The sequence below is a fragment of the Aeromicrobium sp. genome (genome assembly GCF_036675695.1).
Classification (GTDB): Bacteria; Actinomycetota; Actinomycetes; order Propionibacteriales; family Nocardioidaceae; genus Aeromicrobium.
Genome location: NZ_JAKFEL010000255.1, coordinates 1 through 21,230, shown reverse-complemented (window position 1 = coordinate 21,230; position 21,230 = coordinate 1). Strand labels below are relative to the sequence as shown.

The window sequence follows — 21,230 nt, the reverse complement described above, 5'->3', positions numbered from 1 at the left end:
TAGAAGTCGTGCACGGGCTGGTTGTCGACCCACAGCCGGATCCACTCGGTGCCGTCCACCTGGAACCGCCAGGTCCCGGCCGCCACATCGATGCGTCCCCGCCACGACGTGGCGAACCGCTTCCCTTCCGTGTCGGGAAGATGCACTGTCGGCTCGCACGTGGGTTCACCCATGGCCGCAGTGGGCACCTGGACGGCCGCGTACGGGAAGAGCCAGCCCCACGTGGGGTCGTCGTACACCTGGTCGAACGCCGAGTCCGGACCGTCGAGGTCGTGGAACGTGCGCCGGAAGGTGCCGACCTGGCAGCGGTCGGCGAGTGCCTCACCGGTCCACCGGATCCGGCGCAGCGACCCGGTCGTGATCGACACCGACCAGACGAGGCCGTCCGGTCCGGTGAAGAACTTGACCGGTCCCTCTGCGGCGGTCGCGTCGGCCAGCCCGGCAACACCGGACACCTCGCCCTCGTGGCCCACTGCCGCCGTACGGATGAACGCCTGGGCGTAGTCGCCGAAGACGTAGCGTCCACGCATCGATGGTGGATAGGCGGTCGAGTCGAGGAAGACGCCGCCGCTGATCGACCCGCCGTTCCCGTTGTGTGGATAGGAGTACGACGGCGCGCTGGCCCCGCCCTCGCCGCGCACCGCGCCGCAACTGCTCCACGGGCTGTCGAGGGCGGAGACGTCACCGAGGTCGGTCGCGCCGTCGCCCTCCAGGCACGGCCACCCGAAGTTGGCCACCTCGTCCGACTCCTCGACGTCGAGGACGTTGACCTCCTCCCACGTCATCTCCCCCACGTCGCCGATCACGAGCTGGTCGCCGTGGACGGTGAAGCGGAAGGGATTGCGCAGTCCCAAGGCCAGGACCCGCGATGCGTTGCTCGACCCGTCGCCGACGTACAACGGGTTGGCGGGCACGCCATGCCCGGTGACCGGGTCGATGCGCAGCACCTTGCCGGCCAGCACCTCCGGGTCCTGCGCGCGCAGGGTCAGCAGGCGCCCCGCCAGTCCGTTGCCGGTGAGGTACAGCGCGCCGTCGCCGATGCCGACCAGCAACCGGCCCTCGTCGTCGAAGCCGAGGTCGCCGATCGTGTGCGCCTCGCCGACCATGGGCACGCAGTCCGCCGTACCGACGTTGTCGTCGTCGTAGCACTCCGGCCCGGTGACCGATCCGAGCACCACGTGGCGCGAGTCAGGTTGCAGGTCGGTGCCGTCCCAGGTGAACCGGAGCACCTGCTGCGCGTGGCGGTTGTCGCCGCCGTCGTCCATCACGTAGCTGAGGTAGACGAAGCCGTTGTCGGCGAAATCGGGGTCCACGGCCAGTCCGGTCATCCCGGCGTCACCCTGGTCGAGCACGTCGCCCTGCAGATCGAGCACCTCGCGCGGAAGCGACCATCCGTCGTCGCCCGTGGGCTCGACGACCTTGACGCGTCCACCCTTCTCGGCGACGAAGACCAGGCCGTCGGGCGTGCTCCCGGCGCTGGTCGGCAGCTCGAAGCCGCTCTGGATGGTGTCGAGCGCGAAGTTCTCGGCGATGCCCGAATCCACCCCGAGCGGGGAGGTCGCCCGCTCGAACGCCGTCACCGGGCTGATCACGCTCTCGACCGGGCCGATCGCCCGGGCGACGACGTCATGCGTGCCGGCGGCGGGCTCGGCCGCGAGTCCCCAGGGAGCGGTGGTGTCCTCGCCGATCAGCTTGCCGTCGAGGTAGAAACGCACCGATCGCACCGCACCCGTCGTGCTCACCGTGAGCTGTGCCGGATCACCGTCGGCGACGACGGGTACGCCGACCGTGGGAGGTACGAGCGTCGTGGACACCGTTGCGGCGGCACCGCGGTGGGCAGCGAGCCGGACCCGCAACCGCTTGCCGGCCACCGCGGCCGCTGACGTCGCGTCGTCGACCTGCAGGATGCGCGTCGTGCCGAGGCGTCGAGTGGCGACGGTCTTCCACGTGCCGTCGCTCCCCTGCGCCTGCACCTCGATCACCCGCCCGGAGCGGGCGTGCGACACGGTGACGCGCGCGTCGACCCGGCCGGCTGCGTCCCGCGCGAACACGACACCGACCGCCTGCGGCGTCCCGTGTACGACGGCCGTCCGGGAGACGCGTGTCGCGTAGCGCCGACCGTGGACCCGGGCGGCGGGCGCGAGCACTCGCAGCACGGTCCGGGTTCCGGTGGCGCGGTAGGCGAGGGACACGTCCCCGCGACGGGTGCTCAGCCCGCGGGTGACGGTGATCCATCGCGTCCCGGCCAGCCGCTGGAGCCGCACGGGGCGTGCGACCCGCGTGGCGAACCGGGTGCGTGCGGTGACGGTCTCACCGACCATCGGCGGCGCGGGCGACACGGCCAGGGTCGGGCGCACGGCCGCTTCCGCGGCGGGAACGGCGAGCGTCAACGACCCCGTCAGCGCGGTCGCCAGGACGACCATCATCCCGAGGACCCCACGCACCATGGCCCCAGTCTGTGGCGCCGGCACCCCTTGTTCAGGTGAACGAGGACCACCCGGGACCAAGGTCCCGGGCATCTCGCCCGACCGGCGTCCGGACAAGACCGCCTCGCGCCCGGATCCGGTGGGCTAGTTTGACCCGATGAAGAGGCAAGCGATCAGCCTGAACGACTCGGGCTGGCTCCGCATGGAGACCGTGGCGACACCGATGCAGGTGGGCATGCTGGCGACGTTCTCGAAGCCGGAGGACGCCGGACCGTCGTACCTCTCCGACCTGGTCGACCGGTGGCGGGCCCACCGCGAGTTCCAGCCGCCCTTCAACTACGTCCTGCACGGATCGGCGATCCCCCGCTGGGAGCCGCTGCCCGACGAGGCGATCGACATCGACTACCACTTCCGGCACTCCGCGCTCCCCGCTCCCGGTGGCGAGCGCGAGCTCGGCATCCTCGTCTCGCGCCTGCACTCGGCGCGGATGGATCGCCGCTACCCGCTCTGGGAGTGCCACGTCATCGAGGGCCTCGAGGGCGACCGCTGGTCGATCTACATGAAGGTGCACCACAGCCAGATCGACGGTGTCGGCGGCGTCCGCCTGCTGCGTCGTACGTTCTCGGTCGACGGCGACCAGCGCGACATGCTGCCGCCGTGGGCGATCGGCGTCCGCGGCCCGGACCAGTCGGGCGTACCGGCAGTCCCGCGCCCGAAGACACCGGTGAAGCCGAGCCGGAAGGTCGTCAGGAACGCAGCCGCCGTCGCGGGCTCCCTGACCCGCACCTACAGCGAGTCGTTCTTCGGCACCAAGGACGAGCTGCGGGCCGCCCCCTACCGCGCACCGAAGTCGATCTTCAACGGCAAGATCAGCACGCCCCGCCGGTTCGCGACGCAGCAGTACCCGATCGACCGCCTCCGCGCGGTCGGTACGGCGGCCGGCGGCAGCTTGAACGACGTCTTCCTCGCGATCTGCGGTGGCGCGATCCGCCGCTACCTGCAGGACGTCGACGCCCTGCCCGCCCAGAGCCTGATCGCCAACGTCCCCGTCTCGGTCCGCACCGGCGAAGGCGCTTCTGTCGGCAACGCGATCACCTTCCTCTACACACAGCTCGGCACCGACGTGGCGGACCCGCTCGACCGGATCGCCCGGATCAAGGCGTCCACGCAGCTCGGCAAGGAACGCCTCCCCGAGGTCTCCGGCGCCGCCATGGACGCCTACACCGCCGGCCTGATGGCGCCATTCCTCGGCCAGGCCATCACCCACCTCGGCGGCCGCGGCCGACCCGCATCCAACCTGGTCCTCTCGAACGTCCCCGGCCCCGCCGAGCCGCGGTACGTCGACGGTTCCCGCCTCGAGGAGTACTACCCCCTCAGCCTGCTCTTCCACGGCCAGGCCCTGAACGTCACCGCCATCAGCTACGCCGGCCAGTTCAACATCGGCTACACCGGCTGCCGTGACAACCTCCCCCACCTCCAGCGGATCGCGGTGTACTCCGGCGAGGCGCTCGAGGAGCTTGAGGCGGCGCTGGGCATCAGTGCCGAGTCCTCAGCTGGGTAGTCGTCACCAGCACGCAGTGCAACGCCCGTCGTCGCCAGGTTTCCCGCGGCATACCGCCCACATTGACGCAGGTGCGCAGCGCGCGAAGTGGAGGGGTCTCGGGTTCATGAATCGAGCTGCCCAGGAAAACGCGGTCGGGCATCTGCAGCTATCGCGGGTCATCCACCGATCGGCGGACCTCCAGTATCGGGCCGACCATCTCGTCTGAGTGAGGCTCGGGGCCGATGACTGCCCCGTACCAGAAATCTGAATAAGCCATCTTTCGGTAGTCGTCATCGTCTATCGGGAGTGCGTGCCTCTCGCCCAGAACGCCAATAACGAGGTCGCAGTCGAGCTCCGCGAGTCGCTGGCGCAGCCACCCTGGGGCGACCAAGAGCGCATCCTGGCCGTTCTCGGTGTCAGGAATTTCGAGAGCACAGGCGGCTGTCACCCCACCCATCGTCCACCGCGCACGTACTCCGTCCCAGGCAGCCGATCCGAGAAGTTCGTCGGTCGGCACATAGAAGTCGATGCTCTCGTCAATCGAACAGTCGAGCACACTCCCTTCCCACAGGTACTTCTCGATCGCGGGTCGTGGCGCCAGCCCGGCTTCGATTAGTCGCTGGTGGTAGTGGTCATCTACCTCGGTTGCGGCCTCCGCCTTGGCAACAGGCGACCAGGCGAGTTCTCCTAGGTAGCGCCCGTGGGTACGACTACGGTCGTCCATCCATCGACCTGACAAACCGTGTTCTCGGAAGAGATCGAGGAGATGTTGACCGCCACCTCTGGGCACGAGCCAGGAGAACTGTAGGTAGAAGACGTCACGCTCGCGCTTGGTCATTCCGGTCCGTTGAGCGTTGTCGCGGTCCCATGTCGAGTACCGCTGCAATGCGATCCAGGGGCGTCCGGCTCCGTCTATTGGCATGAACACCTGCGTCGCCGAAGCGAGGTCTGCCACTTCGGCGACCCAACTGTCGGGCGTCGCGGCAACGTCGAGGGCTGGGCTCGGGAGGAGAGCCCAGGCTGCATCTGGTGCGTGTGTCAACACAAGATGCTGCGGCGGATCAGACGCCCGGCGGGCCGGAATACTCGGATCTAGGTCTCGTCCATACCAGGGCCACGGCCCTTCATATCGGTCGTGATCAGATGACCAGGGTTCTCGGGCAAGGTGGTAGTTGTCTGCCAGGCGCGCAAGCAGTTCGTGAAGCGCAAGCCATTGGTACTTCTTCCCAAAGCGCTCAGGCTTGTGGCCTTCCCGTCCTCTGTCGGCCCGGTACTTGCGTTCGAACTCCTCGAAACGCTCTGCGGTCCAACCGTGGGCGATCGCACGGTTGGCGATCCACCGCCCCGCCCAGTCCGCCTCGACGGTACCGAGCGGGTCACCGCGCTTGCGGGAGGGCCGAGGTCCCGCGAGCGGGTATCGACTGAATGATCCGACGTCACTTCTCACCACGTATTTGTTGAAGTCGCCCATCCATGTAAGGCAGGACATCAGGATCGTGTTGGCGCGCCAATCCTTGTAGTTGCCATCCGCATCCTTGACGCATCCGTAAGCAGCTTCCAGCTCCTCGGCAGTCGGCGGTTCCTCGGGCGGCGCAGAGCCGTAAGGCGGGTCGAACGCGACTTTCTGTTCCTCCGTGAGAATCTTGCGCGCCTCGGCCCATGCGGCCATGCCGCGGGCACTGTCACGTGCAAGGACGTGCACGGGAAGGCCTGCGAGGAACCATTTCGACATGGCACCGATCGTTTCCCTGCTTCCGTCAGCGTCGGAGTCTCCAGCGATCATTAGTGCGCCGTAGCACGAGAGCAGCACTCGCTCTTGAACGTACGGGTCGTCAATCTCACTTGCCAACGTGATCAACGTGCCTGCCACCGACAGCCGCTTCGTCAACAGGCCAGTGAGTGTCCTGGTGACCTTGTCGCGCAGGAACCGGTTTGGCGAAGTGAGCAACCACATCAGCGTGATGGCAGCAAGTTCGGCTTCATCGGTCTCCACCTCCTGACCGAGGCCTTGAACCCAACTTTGCAAGCGCGTCAATGACGGCGAGTATTCGTCGGCGGTGTAGGCCGCGATCGACCACGACGCGTCGCGTTCGGGGAGGGTCTGGGTCTTGAGTTTCTCGTGGAGCCATCGTGCATTCGCTGGGTGTCCGAGGCGGGGCCCCAGCGCGATGATGGCGTCGACGCCATCGACCCGCTCATCGAACTCGCCAGCGATCTGATGCTCGAGAAGCTCGAAGGCACGTTCTCCGAACGCATCAGCCGTTCGATCCAAGAGGCTGTCGCGAACCGCCTCCTTCAAGCGGCGGTTCGCATGGTGCTCAGGGAGAAGATCAGGAAGCTCAACAGAATCGCGTTCGGGCAAGAGAACAGCTAGCGCCCGCCAAAGCCAGGGCGCGTCGTTCACGCCGGCGGCAAGTTCATTGGGACCACCCAGAGAGTCGAGAAGGCGGTTGGCAAGAACGTGCTCCGAATACGCCTGGAACGGTAGGGTCACAGACTCGCCGGCGGAGAATGACGGGCGAACCTCGATCAAGCCCTCACTGTGCATACGACCGAACAGCGTGTCGGGCCAGCTTCGGTTTGGGAGCAGGGCATCGACAGCTCTTTCGACATCCGCTCTCGGGATGGGTCGCCCACCTGCTGCCAGGAGCTTGTCGGCAAGTAGGTCCAGCGCATCAGTGACCTCGTGGCTGGATGGGGCAAGGCGCAGCGCGTCGATCACACGCGCGGCACGGATAGTGGCGAACCGAGCGAACAAAGTCGATCGCGTGAGACTACCCGCGGTGCTCGGGCCATCCGAGGCAAGTACCTCGCAGAACATTCGCAGGAACAGGGGGCTGGAGAACGCTGGGTCGAACGAGGACCTCGCCGGCACCGGAACCCCAAACACTCGGCAGTATGCCGAGAGCGCCTGCCCCTCCTTGCCCACGAAACCTCTGTGTGAGATCACAGGCAGGGAGTCGGGCGGTTCAATAACCGATGAGTAGTCGCTGCGATACGAGACGATCACAGCCACGTTTGGGTACGCCGTCGTCTGAGCCAGCAGCGCCTTAAGCTCGGTTCGCCATCGTCGTGGATCCTGAGATTCGTTCAACGCGTCAATGAGAATAAGAGCGCGCCGCCCCCTTGCCTCCGCGAGCGAGTCGAGTTCTTGCAGGAACACGTCAGCAGTGTCCGCTGCAACACCGAGCACCGCCTTCAGCTCTGGCCACCATGCGGCGTCGCCGAGCCTCTGTCCAACGACCGCGACGACTGGGGAACCCTCCAATTGAAGCTCGACCGCTGCCCGCACCAAGGCGTGGGTCTTGCCGATACCGGCCCTACCGACCAGCGCAAGCGTGCGCGAGGCATACGCGGCGGCCGTCCGGGAAGCAAGCAGATCACGCAGCTCATGAAGCTTCTCGGTTGCGCTCCGCATCCGACGGTCATTGAACTCATCGAGTTGATCGGCGGCTTCCGCAGCACATACGAGCAGGTCGTCGACGGCCTGACGACCTGACTCCACGTCGAAGTGACCGGTCGACACGAGTGAATCCGGTTCTGCCGCGGGTTCGGTCACGCCAGCGCGAAGCTCGGCGAGCCGGTTAAGAAGCTGAATCGCTTGCTCCGATGTTGACCCCCACATACCGGAGTCCCTGCGACCGGCGGAGACTGCAGCATCAAGATGTGAACGCAGTGAGCGGAGAAATCGGTCCCCGGCAGCAGCAGCCTCGACTGCGCCGTTTACAGATACGTCTGTGTCGGCAGTCGGGGTATACCTATCCCCCACAACAGCGATGGTCTCGGCTATCTGCTTCTCGAACCACTCTGGCGATAACTCGAAGTCTCCGAACCAGAAGGCCCGCCGCCCGGCGTGCCTGGAGGTTGCCAATTGCGCCAAGACATCGCCGGCACGGATCGTTCGGAACGCGATTCGGTCAGCACCGTCAACGGTCTGCTGCCAGCCTGATACGGCGTCGTCCCATCGGTCTTGGTCTGACTTGGTCTGGCCCGCTCCGCTGTCGGTGAAGTCGTAGGGAACCACGAAGGTCAGTTGCGTCAGTTCGGGCCGCTTCGCACAGACTGCAACAACGGATTCCTTCATCCCGCTCAGAGCGTCGGCAAGCGAGGCGTGAAACTTGGCCTGGAACCCTTCGGTGTGCCCGTCCGCATAGACCTCGTACCACTCGACTCCGGCGTCGGGGGCACGCGTCTTGCGAGTCTCCACGTGCCCAGGTGCGACGGGTGGACGCAACTGATACGCCAGCTCCTCCCACGCTCGGGCCTGGCTTCCCTCATGAGACCGAATCTCACTTAGGCGAATCGGCATACGCTGAAACTATCGGCTCCTCTGGCGATCGCCCGACTCCGCCGTGTCGCTCGACTGGATCTCCTACCTAGTGCCGCAGCGGAACGGCAAGCGCCTGTAGACGAACTTGCTGCTGCTTGGCATTGTTTCGGGAGTGTCTTTCCGCCGCTTTCGGACGCCCGGGTCTGGCTCCCGCCTGTGTCAAGAAGCTGCCCGGGGTCGTCTTAGGCTGCGCGGTGGCGGGTCCGAGAAGTCACTGATCCGAAGAGCCGGTGTGGGGATGTGAGCCCGGTTGCGCTGGAGTCAGTGTCGTTTCCCCGTTGTCCGCGGCGGCCTTGATCCTGACGAGCCGGCGGCGCAGCTCCCGCACAACGGCGCGAGCGCGGTGCCTGCTCAGGACGCCGACGTCGAGGACTGGCGCCCTACGCACGCACGCAGCACAGCGCTCCCGAGGGAGCTGTCCTCGACCAGATGAACCGGTCACAAATCCGCACGATGCTCGGCATCGAGCACCAGGATGGTCCGTTGATGCTCGCGCAATTCTTCAACCTTCCGGGTACACCTTCACCGGGGTTCTCCCGCGAACGGTCCCGAGCATCATGAGCACAGTGCCAGCGCCAGCACCGATGGCGATGCTGGTTCCGACCGAATCCGAGCGGATCGCCATGTCGGCCGCAAGGACGATCGTTCCGATTCCGATTCCGATATCGGCGACGGTGGTCTTCAAGGTGCGCTTGAACACGATCACGGGCTTGGTCGCAGGGTCCGGTTCGTAGGCAGCCAGCAACCCCTGAACGCGTTGCTCAAGCCGGGTCCGTTCGTCCGAGGGCTCCAGTCGCTTCAGTAGGTCCAGCTCCTCGACGATGTCGCGGCGTAGCCGTCGGCGTCGACCCCCCAACTGGAGCTGCCAGCCGAGGTAGCCGAACACCAGCGTTACGAAGGCGGTCGCGGCGGTCCGAAGCAGATCGTCCACGGTACGACTCGGCCCTACTTGTTAACGACCGCGCTGCCCGGCTGGGCGCCACCGTGGACCAGCCTGTAGGCGATCGCGAGGTCCTTCAGGGTGCTGGCCGAGGTCAACGCGTTGAGGTTCCGCTCCTCAGCGATCGCCTTGGTCTGCCGCTCGATCTCGGCATAGAGGGCGGCCTGCGAGCTGCTGTGTGCGTACGTCGACATGGTGTGAATCCCCTTCGTCTGAGCAGCCTGCTGCGGCTCACTGTGGGTGACCGTACGCCGTCACTCCGACACAGCCAGGTCGCGCCGTGACTGCCTGCGTCGACAAGACCTCCTACCTGTCCGAATACCTCGCAACTAACGCAATCCGCTCGAATCCCAAGTAGCCCAATCCGCCGCGTGCCGTCCCGGTCTACGCGGGCCCAATCGCCGCCACCAGCCCGGTTCGCGCAGGGACTAACGCTGCGAAGAGGCCGGCGAAACTGGCTTCCTAGCGTTCAAGACCATGGGCCCTCCACTTCGAGGGAGAGTCGACGCACGGCCTTGGCTGCGGCACTCATTTCGCTCTGGAACGCTTCGCGGAGGTGACTTTTGCAGACGGGTACACCTCTCATCGCTGAGGTGGCCGGTACCACCGGGCTAATACTGTTTAGGACTTCACAGACGGCACAATTCGGCGTCCAGGACTCTGACATCTTCTTCCCCGTTCATCGCACTGCGTCGGCTAGCGGGATCCTGTCAGATTCTCAGGGACGGCGAGTCATAGCGCCGCGACCCGGCGCCCACATTGACCGTCAAGCCAGTCGCCGCCAGCCGGAGCGATTTGAATCAGCGGGTGAGCAACTGACGCGCGACACGATCGACATGGTTCGCCACCGTCATCGCGGCCTCGGAGGTGGAAAGACGCTGGCTGTCCGTGTGGGCTCGGACCAGGACGAGGCCGGTATCAGGAATCGGTGTGAACTCGTAGGCGAATTGGTCCCTTCCGACCGGCAGGTATTGCCGCGCATCGAGAGCCCGCGGGTTCCGAATCGATACGAAAATCGACGGGAAGACTTCGTCGCTCTCCAGAAATCGTCGGCTGGCTGTGGTCGGCTGCGCGACGTGCAGCAGGATGTCCTGCGACTTGCCCGCGACGTGAATCTTTGCCACCCACACGTTGAGCCGGGCGCCGTTGCGGAAGCGAGTGAACTCGTCATTTCCAACGCCGCCGATCTGCTCCAGTCGCATCTGGTGCAAGACGAGTCGTGATGCGAGTTCGCGCACGAACTCGTTGGCGGATGCGAGCCAGCGGTCGTACATCGGCGCATATCGACGCTCGACCTCTGCCTCGAAAAGGCTTCTCGCGAAGTCGGGGTCCTCCAGATCACGGACAGCTCGGAGCAGGATCTTTCGAAACACGCGGCTCAGGGGAAGGATGTCCCCGCCCACATCGGAAGCTCCGAGAGCCTCTATGTAGCGGCCGCGGTCGGCATCGAAGCGGACGATCAGTGGCGGGAGCCCCTCCCGGATCAAGATCAGGTTGGCTAGGAGGCGTGCGATTCGCCCGTTGCCGTCTCGGAACGGGTGAATGTACGTGAGCCACGCATGCACGACGGCCGCACGCCACAGGGGTGACAGATCACTGGCACGGAGCCACTCGACGAGCGAGTGCATTTGCTCTCGCGAATCCGTCGGGTTCGGAGGGGTGTGTTCCGAGCCGTCGATCCAGTTGAGGTTGACCTTGTATTGGCCGCCGTCGTGTTGCCCGACCATGATCAGTAGGTGAAGTTGGCGGATATCGGCCTCGCTGATGGCGCGTTCGGTGTCCAAGCAGAAGTGCTCCGCGAGCATCTTCGCCGCACCGAGACCGACCACGTCGCGAACCTTTGCCTCAGCGTTAATGCATCGTTGGATGGCTTCCTCGGCAACGACCGTCTTCGCCTGGTCATCGAGTGCGAACTGGTTGAGCAAACGGTCGGTCGTGGCCATGTCCGGGCCGAGACCCTCGATGCGGTTGGACTGGTAGATCTCGGTCGTTCGGTTGATCCGCCCGAGCGTGCGCCGCCCGGTGATCGAGATCTTCCTCCGAGCGACCTCTGCACTCACGTGCAACTTCCCGACCAGCGGTAGGAACGTTTCCTGGATGTACTCACGCTGTTGCCCCGGCAACGAGTACGGCGAGCCGCGCAAGCCCTTCTCTAGGTCGTCGAACGTTACGACCGGAGCAACTGGCAACTGCGCTGTGGGCCGCGGGGAGGGCGGGATGCCCACCGGTCGCAATGCACCAAAGGACCTTGGCGGCCCCGGCAACCGGGACGCGTGGCGCTTTCGAAGGTCGGCGTCAGTGAGGGTCGGTCGCTCACGCGGTTTGTGGTCTGGCAGCGGCCCAAGTTCTTGCTCGAGCATCGCGACCACCGGCGACTCGACTGAAGACGATGCAGACTTCACGAACTCGCCGCGCGCCGACAGAAGCTCGAGCATCACCTTGCTCGGCATGCCATAGCGCCGAGCAAGGTCGGCTACGCGAATCTTGGCCATGCCGTCTCCTGGTCGTTGCGAACCATCCGTGCCAAGACAAGCAGTTCAAGCCGCCCGATCTTGGGGAAACGCTTTAGCCCGCGCCGTTCACAAGTGAATAGAGATCGGGTCTGCTGCACGAATCAGTGCCAGGGGACCTGGCCCATTCCGCCGCGAGGCGGGCTCACGGAGCGATCAGGCCATACGGCAAACCCGAGAACCACTGCTTTCGGCCCGTCGGCCGGGGCCTTGAATCGTCAGCTGATGCGACTCTCGTACGGGCTAGTCCGATGTTGCCTTCTGCGCGCCGCACGCGCCTTCATGTCCGTTGGATGCAAGGACCGCGAGAACATGTTCGGCAGAACTCTTCCATGAGACAACAGCACCGATCGACTCTCGGAGCCCTGCAGCTCGAGCAAACGACTCACCTGGATCGGTGAGTCGATCTCGAACTGCTTCGCCCCAGCTGCGGGCGATGTCGTCGGGATCGCCACGCACCGGCAGCACTTCGGGTACCCCGTCGCCAAGGACCGACCTCAGGTAATCTGCCAGCCCAGACTCCTCACTTATTAGGGTAGGAACCCCTGCCGCTATCGCCTCGTAGGCCGACAAGCCGAAGCCCTCATGCCGTGACGGCATCAGCACGACGCGCGATTGCCACAGGTCTGCCCTCAAGTCACCCTCGCTTTCGCTGTACGGCCGCAGGATCAAGTCCACATATGGGTGCAACCGAGACTCAAGCTCATTCTTGACTTCATCGGCACGATCAGTGGGAACTCCACGAACGATGAGCGTTGGTCTGTTTGCAGGTGAAGATCCCAGTTGCACAGCAGCCTGAACAACCGCTGCCGCAGCAATGTCCAGTCCCTTCGAATGCAGATCCTCAGCGCGGGCGACAACCAGCACCTGGTTCATGGGCGGAGGATCGACAGGATCAACGTGGCCCTTCCAGTCTCGAAGCCCGGGGTCGAGTTGCGCGACCGGCGGAGGTGCCTCGTGACCTCGCAGCGCATTCGTGATCCATCGGGTCAAGTAAGGTCCCACACCCAGCACTAAGTGGGCTGACCTCGCCAATGTTGCTTCGAGATTTCGCCTCTCGTCGCCCGACTCCATCAAAGATGGTCCACCTGGCAACTCCTTCGCAGCCTCCAGGAGGTCGGATGCGGTGTGGACGATATGCACCCTTTTGGCCTCGGGAAAGTGGGTCTGCATTGCGAAGGCATAGGAGCCGAGGACGCGACCGTGTCCGACGATGTAGTCCGGAGAGAAGCCGGAGTCGGGGAACCGCGGCGGCAACGTCAGTAGATCCTTGCCGGCCAATCCCGGCACCGGATCTGGAGACACCAGGGTGACGCCGAAAGTCGACGCATCGTCCCGATCCTTTGGATCAGCAGCTGGAACCATAACCGCGACATCGCAACCGCAGTCGGCGAGCGCGATCGCAAGCTCCCGATTGATGGTTGAGAGACCGCCCCTACTCGAGCGCCATTCATCTGCGACGAACAGGAACCTCTTACCAAGGGTTGCCTCGGATGAAGACTCCACGGCGGGCGCTATCGCCAATGCGGCCTTTAGGCGGGCAAACGCCGCCTCGGTGCTCAGGTCGACTTCCTCTTCCCCGTGCGCAGTGACCCTGAGCCACCGTGGAGAGTCCCCCAGAAGCCCGACAAGGACTGAGTCGAATCCGACGCGGTCCGTGGAATTGCGCAGAAGGTCCCGGGCCGCGTCTCGTAAGCGAGAAGGCACTGGATCCTCGGCGTCATGGAGGCCGTCCGCCCAGGTTCTTTGGGGTGAACCAACTAGTCCTAGTACTGCCCCAACTGCCACGTCCCCCGGGAACAACCTGCGAGCCGTGACGGCGGCTGAAGTCAGTTCGACTACCCGATTGCGAAGGTTCTTGGAGGCGTTCGCTTGTGAAAGTGTCTTCACCTCGACGACGAGAGGATCGCGCTTTCCGCGCGCGACAACGATGTCGGGCTGCGCGCCCAGCCTGGCCGACGAAGTGCGTAAAACCTCGCCGCCGAGCTGTTCAGCCACGAGGCGTTCGAACTCATAAGCGCCAGAACTCAGACGCGCTGAGTTGCTGGCTCGCATCAAGGCTGCAGCCGCAGCCGCCCATGCCACATCAGTCACGAAGCGACTCTAGGCCAGCCGCGTCGCACGGAGGCAAGGATGGATCTGCTGCACCTTCTGGCGTCAGCATCGACCCAGCCCATTCCACCGCGACCGACTCGCGCTTCATATTGGGCCGCACCATTGTCCCGGCCGGCACGACCGGCACGACCGGCACGACCCACTTGCTGAAGTTCGTGTGCCGCCATTTGCACGCGAGTGGATATCCGTTCTCAAGTCTGCCCGGCGTGCCACCATGCCGTCCATGACACCAAGCAAGCGCGTGGCGGCCTACGTCGACAATCTCGACGCGGCCCTGGTCGACGGGTTCCTCGCGTCCTTCGAGCGCAACAAACTCGCCGCCGTAGCAACCAACCTTGGGCTGTCTCCCGACCGTCTCGACCACATCCATCGTGGGTACTTCATCGCGCTGGCGGTGACCGCCTGGGCCGACAAGGAAATCACGTTCGACGAAGAGGCACAGTTGACGATGGTCGCGGTCGCGCTCTCGATCCCCATCCCCGAAGCGATCGAGCTCGTCATGACAGCCCGTGACATCGAACCCCCGCTGCTCGTCTCCGGGCTCGGCCTGACCCCGCGCGATCGCATCGCGTTCGCAGATCCGCTCGGCACCGACACCACAAGGTGGAGTGAACGTGCAGCTGCCGCAGGCCTGACTCCTACCCCGAACGTTCAGTTGGCGAGGTACATCGTCACCTCCGATCCCAACTCCGATCACCACGATGGCCTTTGGGAAGCAGGGTCGATGGTGATCGCTGAATGGGCGTTCGACGCCGCCGTCGAGCGGCTTGAGGAACAGCGCCGCCAACGAGGTCTGATCCTCTAGCGAATTGGCCCAGTGTCAACGAGATCCGGCAAGTTCTCGAAGCGATCGCCGTACCGCCACGGCGCACCGCGGCCTTGTCTCGGCGCTGGCCCTACGCAGCAGCCCGCGCAGGTCCTGCGGGAATCGTCTAGTTATCTAGTAGCCGCGTATGCAGCCCGATTCCGGAGAGTCGGGTGCTGGATACGCAGAACTGGGCGGTCCTCGGACCCCTGCCCCTCCGGCCGCTGCCTTCACCGAGCTTCGGCGCTTGCCCTGATGACTCCACGCCGAAACGACCTCGCCGCCGTGCTGACGGCAAGCAAGGCACTCGAATCGATCACGACCTGCGCAGTCGCAGTCGCCGTGCTGGAGGTCGACTCTGGTCAACCCGCCGCATGATGACCGGCGCCGGTTCCTGGTCGTCAAGGAGTTCCCGCAACGCTCCGAGGTCGTCCCGAATATCCGTACCTGTGAGGTACTCCTCGTACTGACGCAACCCATCAAGAATGTCGGCGTCCACTTCAGTGGAAAGCACATGCCGGACGTAACCCAGGACTACCTCCATGTCCTCCATCCACGCCATGACACTCCGAGATGTCCATCGCGACAGGCCGTCGAAGCGGTAACACGCCATCACTTCTTCGGAGTCTGCGCTCATCACGGCCGCGAGTTCAGTTTCGTTACGTGGTTGCCGGAACACGAACTCTCGTCCGTAGTGGTCGTAGGCGATGTTGTCCGGTGCACTGAGTCGACCGGTCATGCAGGTGTCGCCGGACACCGACCAGACCAGGCCCGGGACGGTCAGGACAGTTCGTGCGTCCCAGTCCCCAGGCGGCTCGTCGAGCTTCTCCTCGAGCCACGCTCGCGCGCTCGGATGAGTGTTGCGGAGGGCAGCGGTGGCCGCGATCTCTCGCACCGTCGCGCGATCAGGTAGGAAGGCGGGCACGCATCCATGGTCTCGCAGTGTCGAATGTTGCGAAACGAAAAGACCGCCCGGTGACCGAAGTGCTGCACCTACACTCGCCCGATGGATGAGGGAGTGGCGCCGATCGGTGTCGAGGCGGATGCTCGCGCAGTTCAGAACGCCGTACGACGGGCCCGCGTGGGACTGGTCGATCGCGACGTACTCACCGAGGTCGTCGCACTGTGCGCCGTCTCCGGTGAGCACCTGCTCGTCGTCGGGCCTCCCGGCACCGCCAAGTCCGACGCGGTTCGACGGGTCTCGCAGCAGCTCGGCGGGCAGTACTTCGAGTACCTGCTCGGGCGTTTCACCGAGCCCAACGAGCTGTTCGGCCCGATCAATCTCCAGCGGCTCCGCGAGGGCGTGGTCGAGGTCGAGACGGCCGGCATGGTGCCGGAAGCCGACATCGCCTTTCTCGACGAGGTCTTCCTCGGCTCGACCGCGATCCTCAACACGTTGTTGGGCATCCTGAACGAGCGCGTCTACCGGCGCGGCAACACGCTTGTGGCGTGTCCTCTGCGCCTCTGTGTCGGAGCGACCAACCGGTTGCCCGACGATCCGGCTCTGGACGCGTTTGCCGACCGGTTCCTGGCCCGCGTCTTCGTCGAGCCCGTCGCAGATGCCCGGTTGGAGGAACTGCTTGAGTCCGGCTGGCAGGCAGAATCGCCCGCTCCTCTCGTGGGTGAATCGCTGATCCCTGCGCTCGAACGGTTGTCCGTCGCCGCTCGTGCGTGCGACCACACGCAAGTCCGGTCCCTCCTGGGCATCGCCGTACGTCGACTCCGGTCTGCGGGCGTGATGCTGAGCGACCGACGTGTCGTCCGGGCGCAGCGACTCGTCGCGGCCGCGGCGATCCTGGATGGCCGTTCCTTCGCGACCGCTGATGACCTGTGGGTCCTTCCCCTGGTGGCGCCGACGGCCGACACCCAGGTGCTCGCCCGCGAGACGCTGGTCGACCTGCTCGCGACCTCGAAGAACGCGACCTTGCTGCACGCTGCCGAGGAGTTCTCGCGCGGCCCGGCGGCCCGTGCCGAACGCCTCGCCGAAGCCGGCCGGCAGCTCCTCGACGGGCTGGACGAGTCCCCGGATCCTGACGCGCTCTTGCGGATCGAAGCCACCCTCCGTGAGGTCGACGCAGCTTTCACCGCTGAGGACCTGCCGTCCGGCCTGACGGAAGTACGCAGCCAGCTGGTCACGGCAAGCCAGGCCCACGCCGCCCCAGCTGACTCATGAGCGCAGAGCCGCTCGGGCTGGACTGGCATGTCAGGGAGCCACCGCTGTCGCCTTGCGGCGTGGTCGCGCGGGGCGAGGTGGTGCCGTTGTTGGCTGCTGCCGCTGCACGCTACGTCAGTGCCGGGAACGACCTGAAGGTCTGCCACGGTGACGGCTGGCTCGTCGTGCTCGGCGACAGCAACTGCCTGCCGTGGGTCGACGGAGTCGTCTACGTCGGTCTGGAGGACGGGCTGCACCTGCCGACGACGCTGCGATGCAGTCCGCCAGCAGGAGTCGTACGGCGCGCCGTACGGCCGGAGCCCGGACCGATCCGCGAGGTGATCGTGCTGATCGGCCACGACGTTCTCGTCGGCCCCGCACCAGCACGAGTCGCCGACCTGCAGATGCTGGTCGAACTGCAATGACGTCCCAGACCCAGTTGCCGCCCGGCCTCGAGCCCTGGGCGGATGCCTTCAACGCACTGCATCCCGAGTTCCTCTTCGGCCTGCTTCCGTTGTTGCACGGTCTCGATGACCTGATCCATCGTCGCGATGCGGGACAGGGTGACAGCGGTCCGCTCGACGGCTATGCGGGGATCTCCAACAGGGGCACCCCGGAGCGCATCCTGATCTCCGAATGGATGCTCGCCGCAGAGCTACCCCTCGAGTTCCTGCGACGGGCCTCGGAGAACGAGCTGATGTACCTCGCGCCGGCCTACATCCGGCCGCAACCACGGGGACGTGCCGTGGTCCTGGTGGACAACGGACCCGACCAGCTCGGCGCGCCCCGGTTGGCGCAGCTCGCAGCCCTGATCGTGCTGCATCGGCGAGCCCGAGCTCGGGGTGCAGAACTTCGGATCGGCGTGCTCGGCGAACCTGCGGACCAATGGATCGAGGGCGACCTGGCCCAACTGCTGGCCGCATGGCTGACGCAGCGATCCACCGCGCCCGTTGAGCGGGCGGCTCTCGATCAGCGTCTCGAGGACGTCGAGGCCGCTGATGAGGCCTGGGTGCTCGCAAGCGACGGGCTGGCCGCTGACCTCAAGGACCAGCGGCGGGTGTTGACGATCGCCGAAGGTGCGTGGGGGCCCACCGGGGTGCAGGAGCTCAGCATCAACCTCGACGGTGACCGGATGGAGCTCGCGCTGCCGGCAGCCGAGGTCGCGGTCCGAGCGCTCCGCGGTTCAGCGCTGCGGACCGCTCCCGACGCATCGCGCGTCGAGGGACTCATCGACCTCCGGGGGCCGAGCTTCAACAGCCACGCGCGTCGCCTGCTCCTGCGCGGCAGGGGCGGCAGAGAAGTGGTCACGGCCGTCGTCTCGGAGCACGCCGGCCGTTCGCCGCGGGTACGACGCCACAGCTTCTCCGGGACTGTCCTGGCCGGGTCGGCACTCGGCAAGCGCCTGGTCGTGGTCGTGCTGGAGGACGGCGAGCTTCGCGTGCGAGTGATCGGCAAGCCTCTCGGCCGCGTGACCGAGTTCGTTCACCCCGTGGCGCTCCTCGGCGTCAGCGCAGCCGAGATCGAGGCCGAATCCGAGATCGGGCTTCCGCCAGTCCACTTCGCCGGCAGCGACCTGATCTTCGGGTTCAAGGACGCGTGGTGGCGGTTGTCGCAACACTCCTGCGAGCCCGTCGACGCCGTCGCCATCGCGCCGGGCACCAACATCGACCAACCAAGGATGGCCACCGTCATCGGAGGAGGCGTCCGAGCGGACTGGAACCTGATCCCCGATACGAGCGCGTCGACCGTCGTCGTACTCGGAGGCGAGCGAAGTGTGGCGGTCTCGGAGGACCGCGTGCACTGGCGCACCTTCATCCACCGGCGACCTTCCGACGTGATCGTGGTCGAGCAGGGGTGCGAGGTCCTGGCACTGGTGGTGGACGAAGGGCAGCCCAAACTGGTCACGCTCTCCCCCGCCGGGTTGATCGTTCGTCTGGTCGGTGCACAGGGAGTGAGGACGTCGACCCGGTGGTCGGGGGGAACCGGCAAGCCGACCATCCATCCGTCGCTGCCGATGGTGGCGGTGCAACGGGCCGATGACCTGGTCGAGATCGGGAACCTGCTCACTGGCGAGCTGCACCAGGTCATCCGGAGCGAAGCGTGAACCGCCTCGGGCCGCCGTACCGCGGCACCGTCACGGCGGCCGGATTCGTGATCGACGTTGCGCTCATCGGGACTGCTGAAGCACAGAAGCGCGTCCTCGCCTGGTGGCAATCCGGTGCGGTGGTGCGGGAGCTCGGTCCTGACCGCATGTTCTTGTCGCTCCCGAACGTTGTCGAGCTCAGGTGCGAGCTCGCGCCCGGGTTGCCGGTGGTCGCGCGCGAGGGCGGGTACGCGTCGGCCGACGTCGACATCCCGTCGACCGGCAAGCTCTGCGTCCTCGAGGGCGGCCGGCCCGTGATCCACGACCTCAAGGATCTCCGCGTCGTCGAGCCGTCCGGCTGGGTAGACCTCAGCCAGCTGACCTTCCACGTCCTGGCTCCGGTACAGGCACCAACCCCCGCTCCTCGCACCGTGCCGCGCACGTCGCCGCCACCGGCAGTCGACCTCCGATCGGTCGCCAAGCTCGGTGCGCGCAGCAGCAAGGCCGAGGCCGTGATCGGAGAACTCACCCGCGACGGTGCCCGGCGACGACGTGGTGGATCGGGCAGCGGAGCAGCGCGGCAGCGGAGCGGCCTGCTGGCTCGCAGCCTGATGCGCAGCCCGGCAGCACCGATGATCCGACGCAAGCACGAGCGGTACCTGCAATCGCTGACCAAGGCCTTCGAACGCAAGAGGTTCGATGAGGCGTTGCGCGACGCCATCGCACTCGGCGGTAGCCAGGCCGGCTTCCTCTCTCTGCGGCTTCCCAAGCGGCGCGATGCCGTGCGCGGTCCGAGCAACCAGATGTCTGGGGGCGGAGGGAGCATTCCGTGGGGTCCGACGGTCCACCAACACTTGCAGACCGTCTACCGCCAGGCTGCCGACGAGCTGGAGAAGCAGGGGCGCTTCGAAGAGGCCGCGTTCGTCCTGGTCGACCTGATGAACAACCTGATCGGCGCGGTGGCGATGTTGGAGCGCCATCAGAAGTACTCGCTCGCCGCCGAGTTGGCCGAAGGACGCAAGCTCCAGGCCGACCTCGTCGTACGACTGTGGTGGCGAGCCGGGCGTCGTGACCGGGCACTCGAGGTCGCGCGCGCCCGGGGCGCCTACGCCATGGCGATCAAGCATCTCGAGAACGTCGACCCCGAGGCCGCTGGCGAGCTGCGCGTGGCCTGGAGCGATGACCTGGCCCGGTCCGGCGACTACCTCGGCGCCGTCGAAGCCATCTGGCCCGACGCAGACCGGCGCGCCACATCGATCACCAACATCGCCAAGGGCATGTCCCTGGGCGGTCCGACAGCCGCGCACCTCTTCGCTTTCCAACTGGCGCTGGCGACCAACGACACTGCGCGTGCAGCCGCGCGAGCACTGATGAGTACGACGGATCCGGCTCTTGCCGCTGGACGTTCACGGTTCCTCCGAGCCTTTTCCGAGCTCCCCAGCGCCGACCCTGCCGCCGATCGCGAGCTCGCGAGCGTCGCACTGCGGCAACTGCTGGACCCGACTGCCCAGTCCCCCGGTGACGAGACGTCGACGCGTCGCATCGTCAACGCGCTCATTCACCGGGCCGACCCCGTTCTTCGAGCCGACCTACCCAGCTTCGCCTGGCATCGCCGCGCGTCGCGGACAGCCGGCACGCCGTTCGAGATCAACGCCGTCGAAGGTGTCGGGCAGCTCGCTGTCCATGACGCCGTACCGCTGCCGGGCGGCACGCTGCTGGTGGCTCTGGGCAGCCACGGGGTCCGGCTCCTCACGCCGGATGGTCGTACGCGGGCACAGTGGGATCGCCCCACCGAGCGCATCGTCATGGCGGACCACGGCGGCACGGCTCTCCTGGCCAACGACATCGGCGACGGCGGTTGGGATCTGCACACACTGGACCTGACCACCCGGCAGGTGCGCGCCTGGCTGCCGATCCGGGCAACCCGCCTCGCTTCGTCGTACGACGGCGCGACGCTGACGGTCGTCGATGAGGCAGGGACCATCCACTTCCTCGACGTCCGGGCGACCTCGGTCCGGAGCCTGTGGCGCGAGGTGACCGACGAGGCCGCTGTCGTTGACCTAGCCCGCGGGCCGGGCAAGCTCTCTGCCGTCGTACGACACCCCGCTTCGGACCTGCGACCGATGGAATGGCTGGAAGTCTGGCATTGGGACCTGCCGTCGCTCGGCCTGCGAAGTCGCGGCCACCTCGACTGGCTCGACGGGCAGGTCCGCCTCACCACCGGCGGCATCGTGCAGCTCGAGACAAACGAGCACCCAGCCGGTTCGTACACCCTCGTCACCGACCGAGGAGGGCCGCAGGTGCGGCGGATCGCATGGGAACCCGG

13 protein-coding genes are annotated in these 21,230 nt (G+C 66.1%); 6 read left to right on the top strand and 7 right to left on the bottom strand.

Features of this window, described 5'->3' with window-relative positions; all coding sequences use genetic code 11:
- The coding region (locus V6M39_RS17150; RefSeq protein ID WP_332645033.1) for a PQQ-dependent sugar dehydrogenase at window positions 1-2,447 on the bottom strand (2,447 nt) is incomplete at its 3' end.
- Between the two features lie 136 nt (window positions 2,448-2,583).
- On the opposite strand from V6M39_RS17150, the gene V6M39_RS17145 reads away from it, so the two are divergent.
- Window positions 2,584-3,987, top strand: a complete 1,404-nt coding sequence (locus V6M39_RS17145; RefSeq protein WP_332645032.1) for a WS/DGAT/MGAT family O-acyltransferase — start codon at window positions 2,584-2,586, stop codon at window positions 3,985-3,987.
- A 148-nt stretch (window positions 3,988-4,135) separates the two neighbouring features.
- On the opposite strand, the gene V6M39_RS17140 is transcribed toward V6M39_RS17145, so the two are convergent.
- From V6M39_RS17140 to V6M39_RS17120, 5 genes are all read right to left on the bottom strand, one after another.
- A complete protein-coding gene (locus V6M39_RS17140; RefSeq protein WP_332645031.1) occupies window positions 4,136-8,176 on the bottom strand; it encodes an ATP-binding protein in 4,041 nt (1,346 codons plus the stop codon).
- A gap of 625 nt (window positions 8,177-8,801) precedes the next feature.
- The gene (locus V6M39_RS17135; protein WP_332645030.1) at window positions 8,802-9,230 is read right to left on the bottom strand and encodes a hypothetical protein; all 429 of its coding nucleotides are present in this window, start codon (window positions 9,228-9,230) and stop codon (window positions 8,802-8,804) included.
- A 14-nt stretch (window positions 9,231-9,244) separates the two neighbouring features.
- Window positions 9,245-9,433, bottom strand: coding sequence for a hypothetical protein (locus V6M39_RS17130; protein WP_332645029.1), 189 nt, complete (start codon window positions 9,431-9,433; stop codon window positions 9,245-9,247).
- Window positions 9,434-10,039: 606 nt separating this feature from the next.
- A complete protein-coding gene (locus V6M39_RS17125; RefSeq protein WP_332645028.1) occupies window positions 10,040-11,731 on the bottom strand; it encodes a translation initiation factor IF-2 N-terminal domain-containing protein in 1,692 nt (563 codons plus the stop codon).
- 261 nt (window positions 11,732-11,992) lie between these two features.
- Entirely contained in the window at window positions 11,993-13,747 is a 1,755-nt protein-coding gene (locus V6M39_RS17120) for a glycosyltransferase family 4 protein (RefSeq protein WP_332645027.1), read from the bottom strand.
- 340 nt (window positions 13,748-14,087) lie between these two features.
- Between V6M39_RS17120 and V6M39_RS17115 the strand changes: the two genes are divergently transcribed.
- The gene (locus tag V6M39_RS17115; protein WP_332645026.1) at window positions 14,088-14,669 is read left to right on the top strand and encodes a hypothetical protein; all 582 of its coding nucleotides are present in this window, start codon (window positions 14,088-14,090) and stop codon (window positions 14,667-14,669) included.
- Window positions 14,670-14,985: 316 nt separating this feature from the next.
- Here the strand turns inward: V6M39_RS17115 and V6M39_RS17110 are convergent, their stop codons facing one another.
- On the bottom strand, window positions 14,986-15,594 hold the full coding sequence (locus V6M39_RS17110) for a hypothetical protein (RefSeq protein ID WP_332645025.1): 609 nt from the start codon (window positions 15,592-15,594) through the stop codon (window positions 14,986-14,988).
- A gap of 81 nt (window positions 15,595-15,675) precedes the next feature.
- Here V6M39_RS17110 and V6M39_RS17105 point away from each other — a divergent pair, with 81 nt between their 5' ends.
- The 4 genes from V6M39_RS17105 to V6M39_RS17090 all read left to right on the top strand — a co-directional run.
- Window positions 15,676-16,842, top strand: coding sequence for an AAA family ATPase (locus V6M39_RS17105; RefSeq protein ID WP_332645024.1), 1,167 nt, complete (start codon window positions 15,676-15,678; stop codon window positions 16,840-16,842).
- Entirely contained in the window at window positions 16,839-17,246 is a 408-nt protein-coding gene (locus tag V6M39_RS17100; protein ID WP_332645023.1) for a bpX5 domain-containing protein, read from the top strand. Before V6M39_RS17105 ends, V6M39_RS17100 begins: the two co-directional genes overlap by 4 nt.
- The gene (locus V6M39_RS17095; RefSeq protein ID WP_332645022.1) at window positions 17,243-18,925 is read left to right on the top strand and encodes a hypothetical protein; all 1,683 of its coding nucleotides are present in this window, start codon (window positions 17,243-17,245) and stop codon (window positions 18,923-18,925) included. Before V6M39_RS17100 ends, V6M39_RS17095 begins: the two co-directional genes overlap by 4 nt.
- Window positions 18,922-21,230 (top strand): bpX6 domain-containing protein (locus V6M39_RS17090; RefSeq protein ID WP_332645021.1); only part of this gene is annotated, 2,309 nt, incomplete at its 3' end. The genes V6M39_RS17095 and V6M39_RS17090, both read left to right, overlap by 4 nt.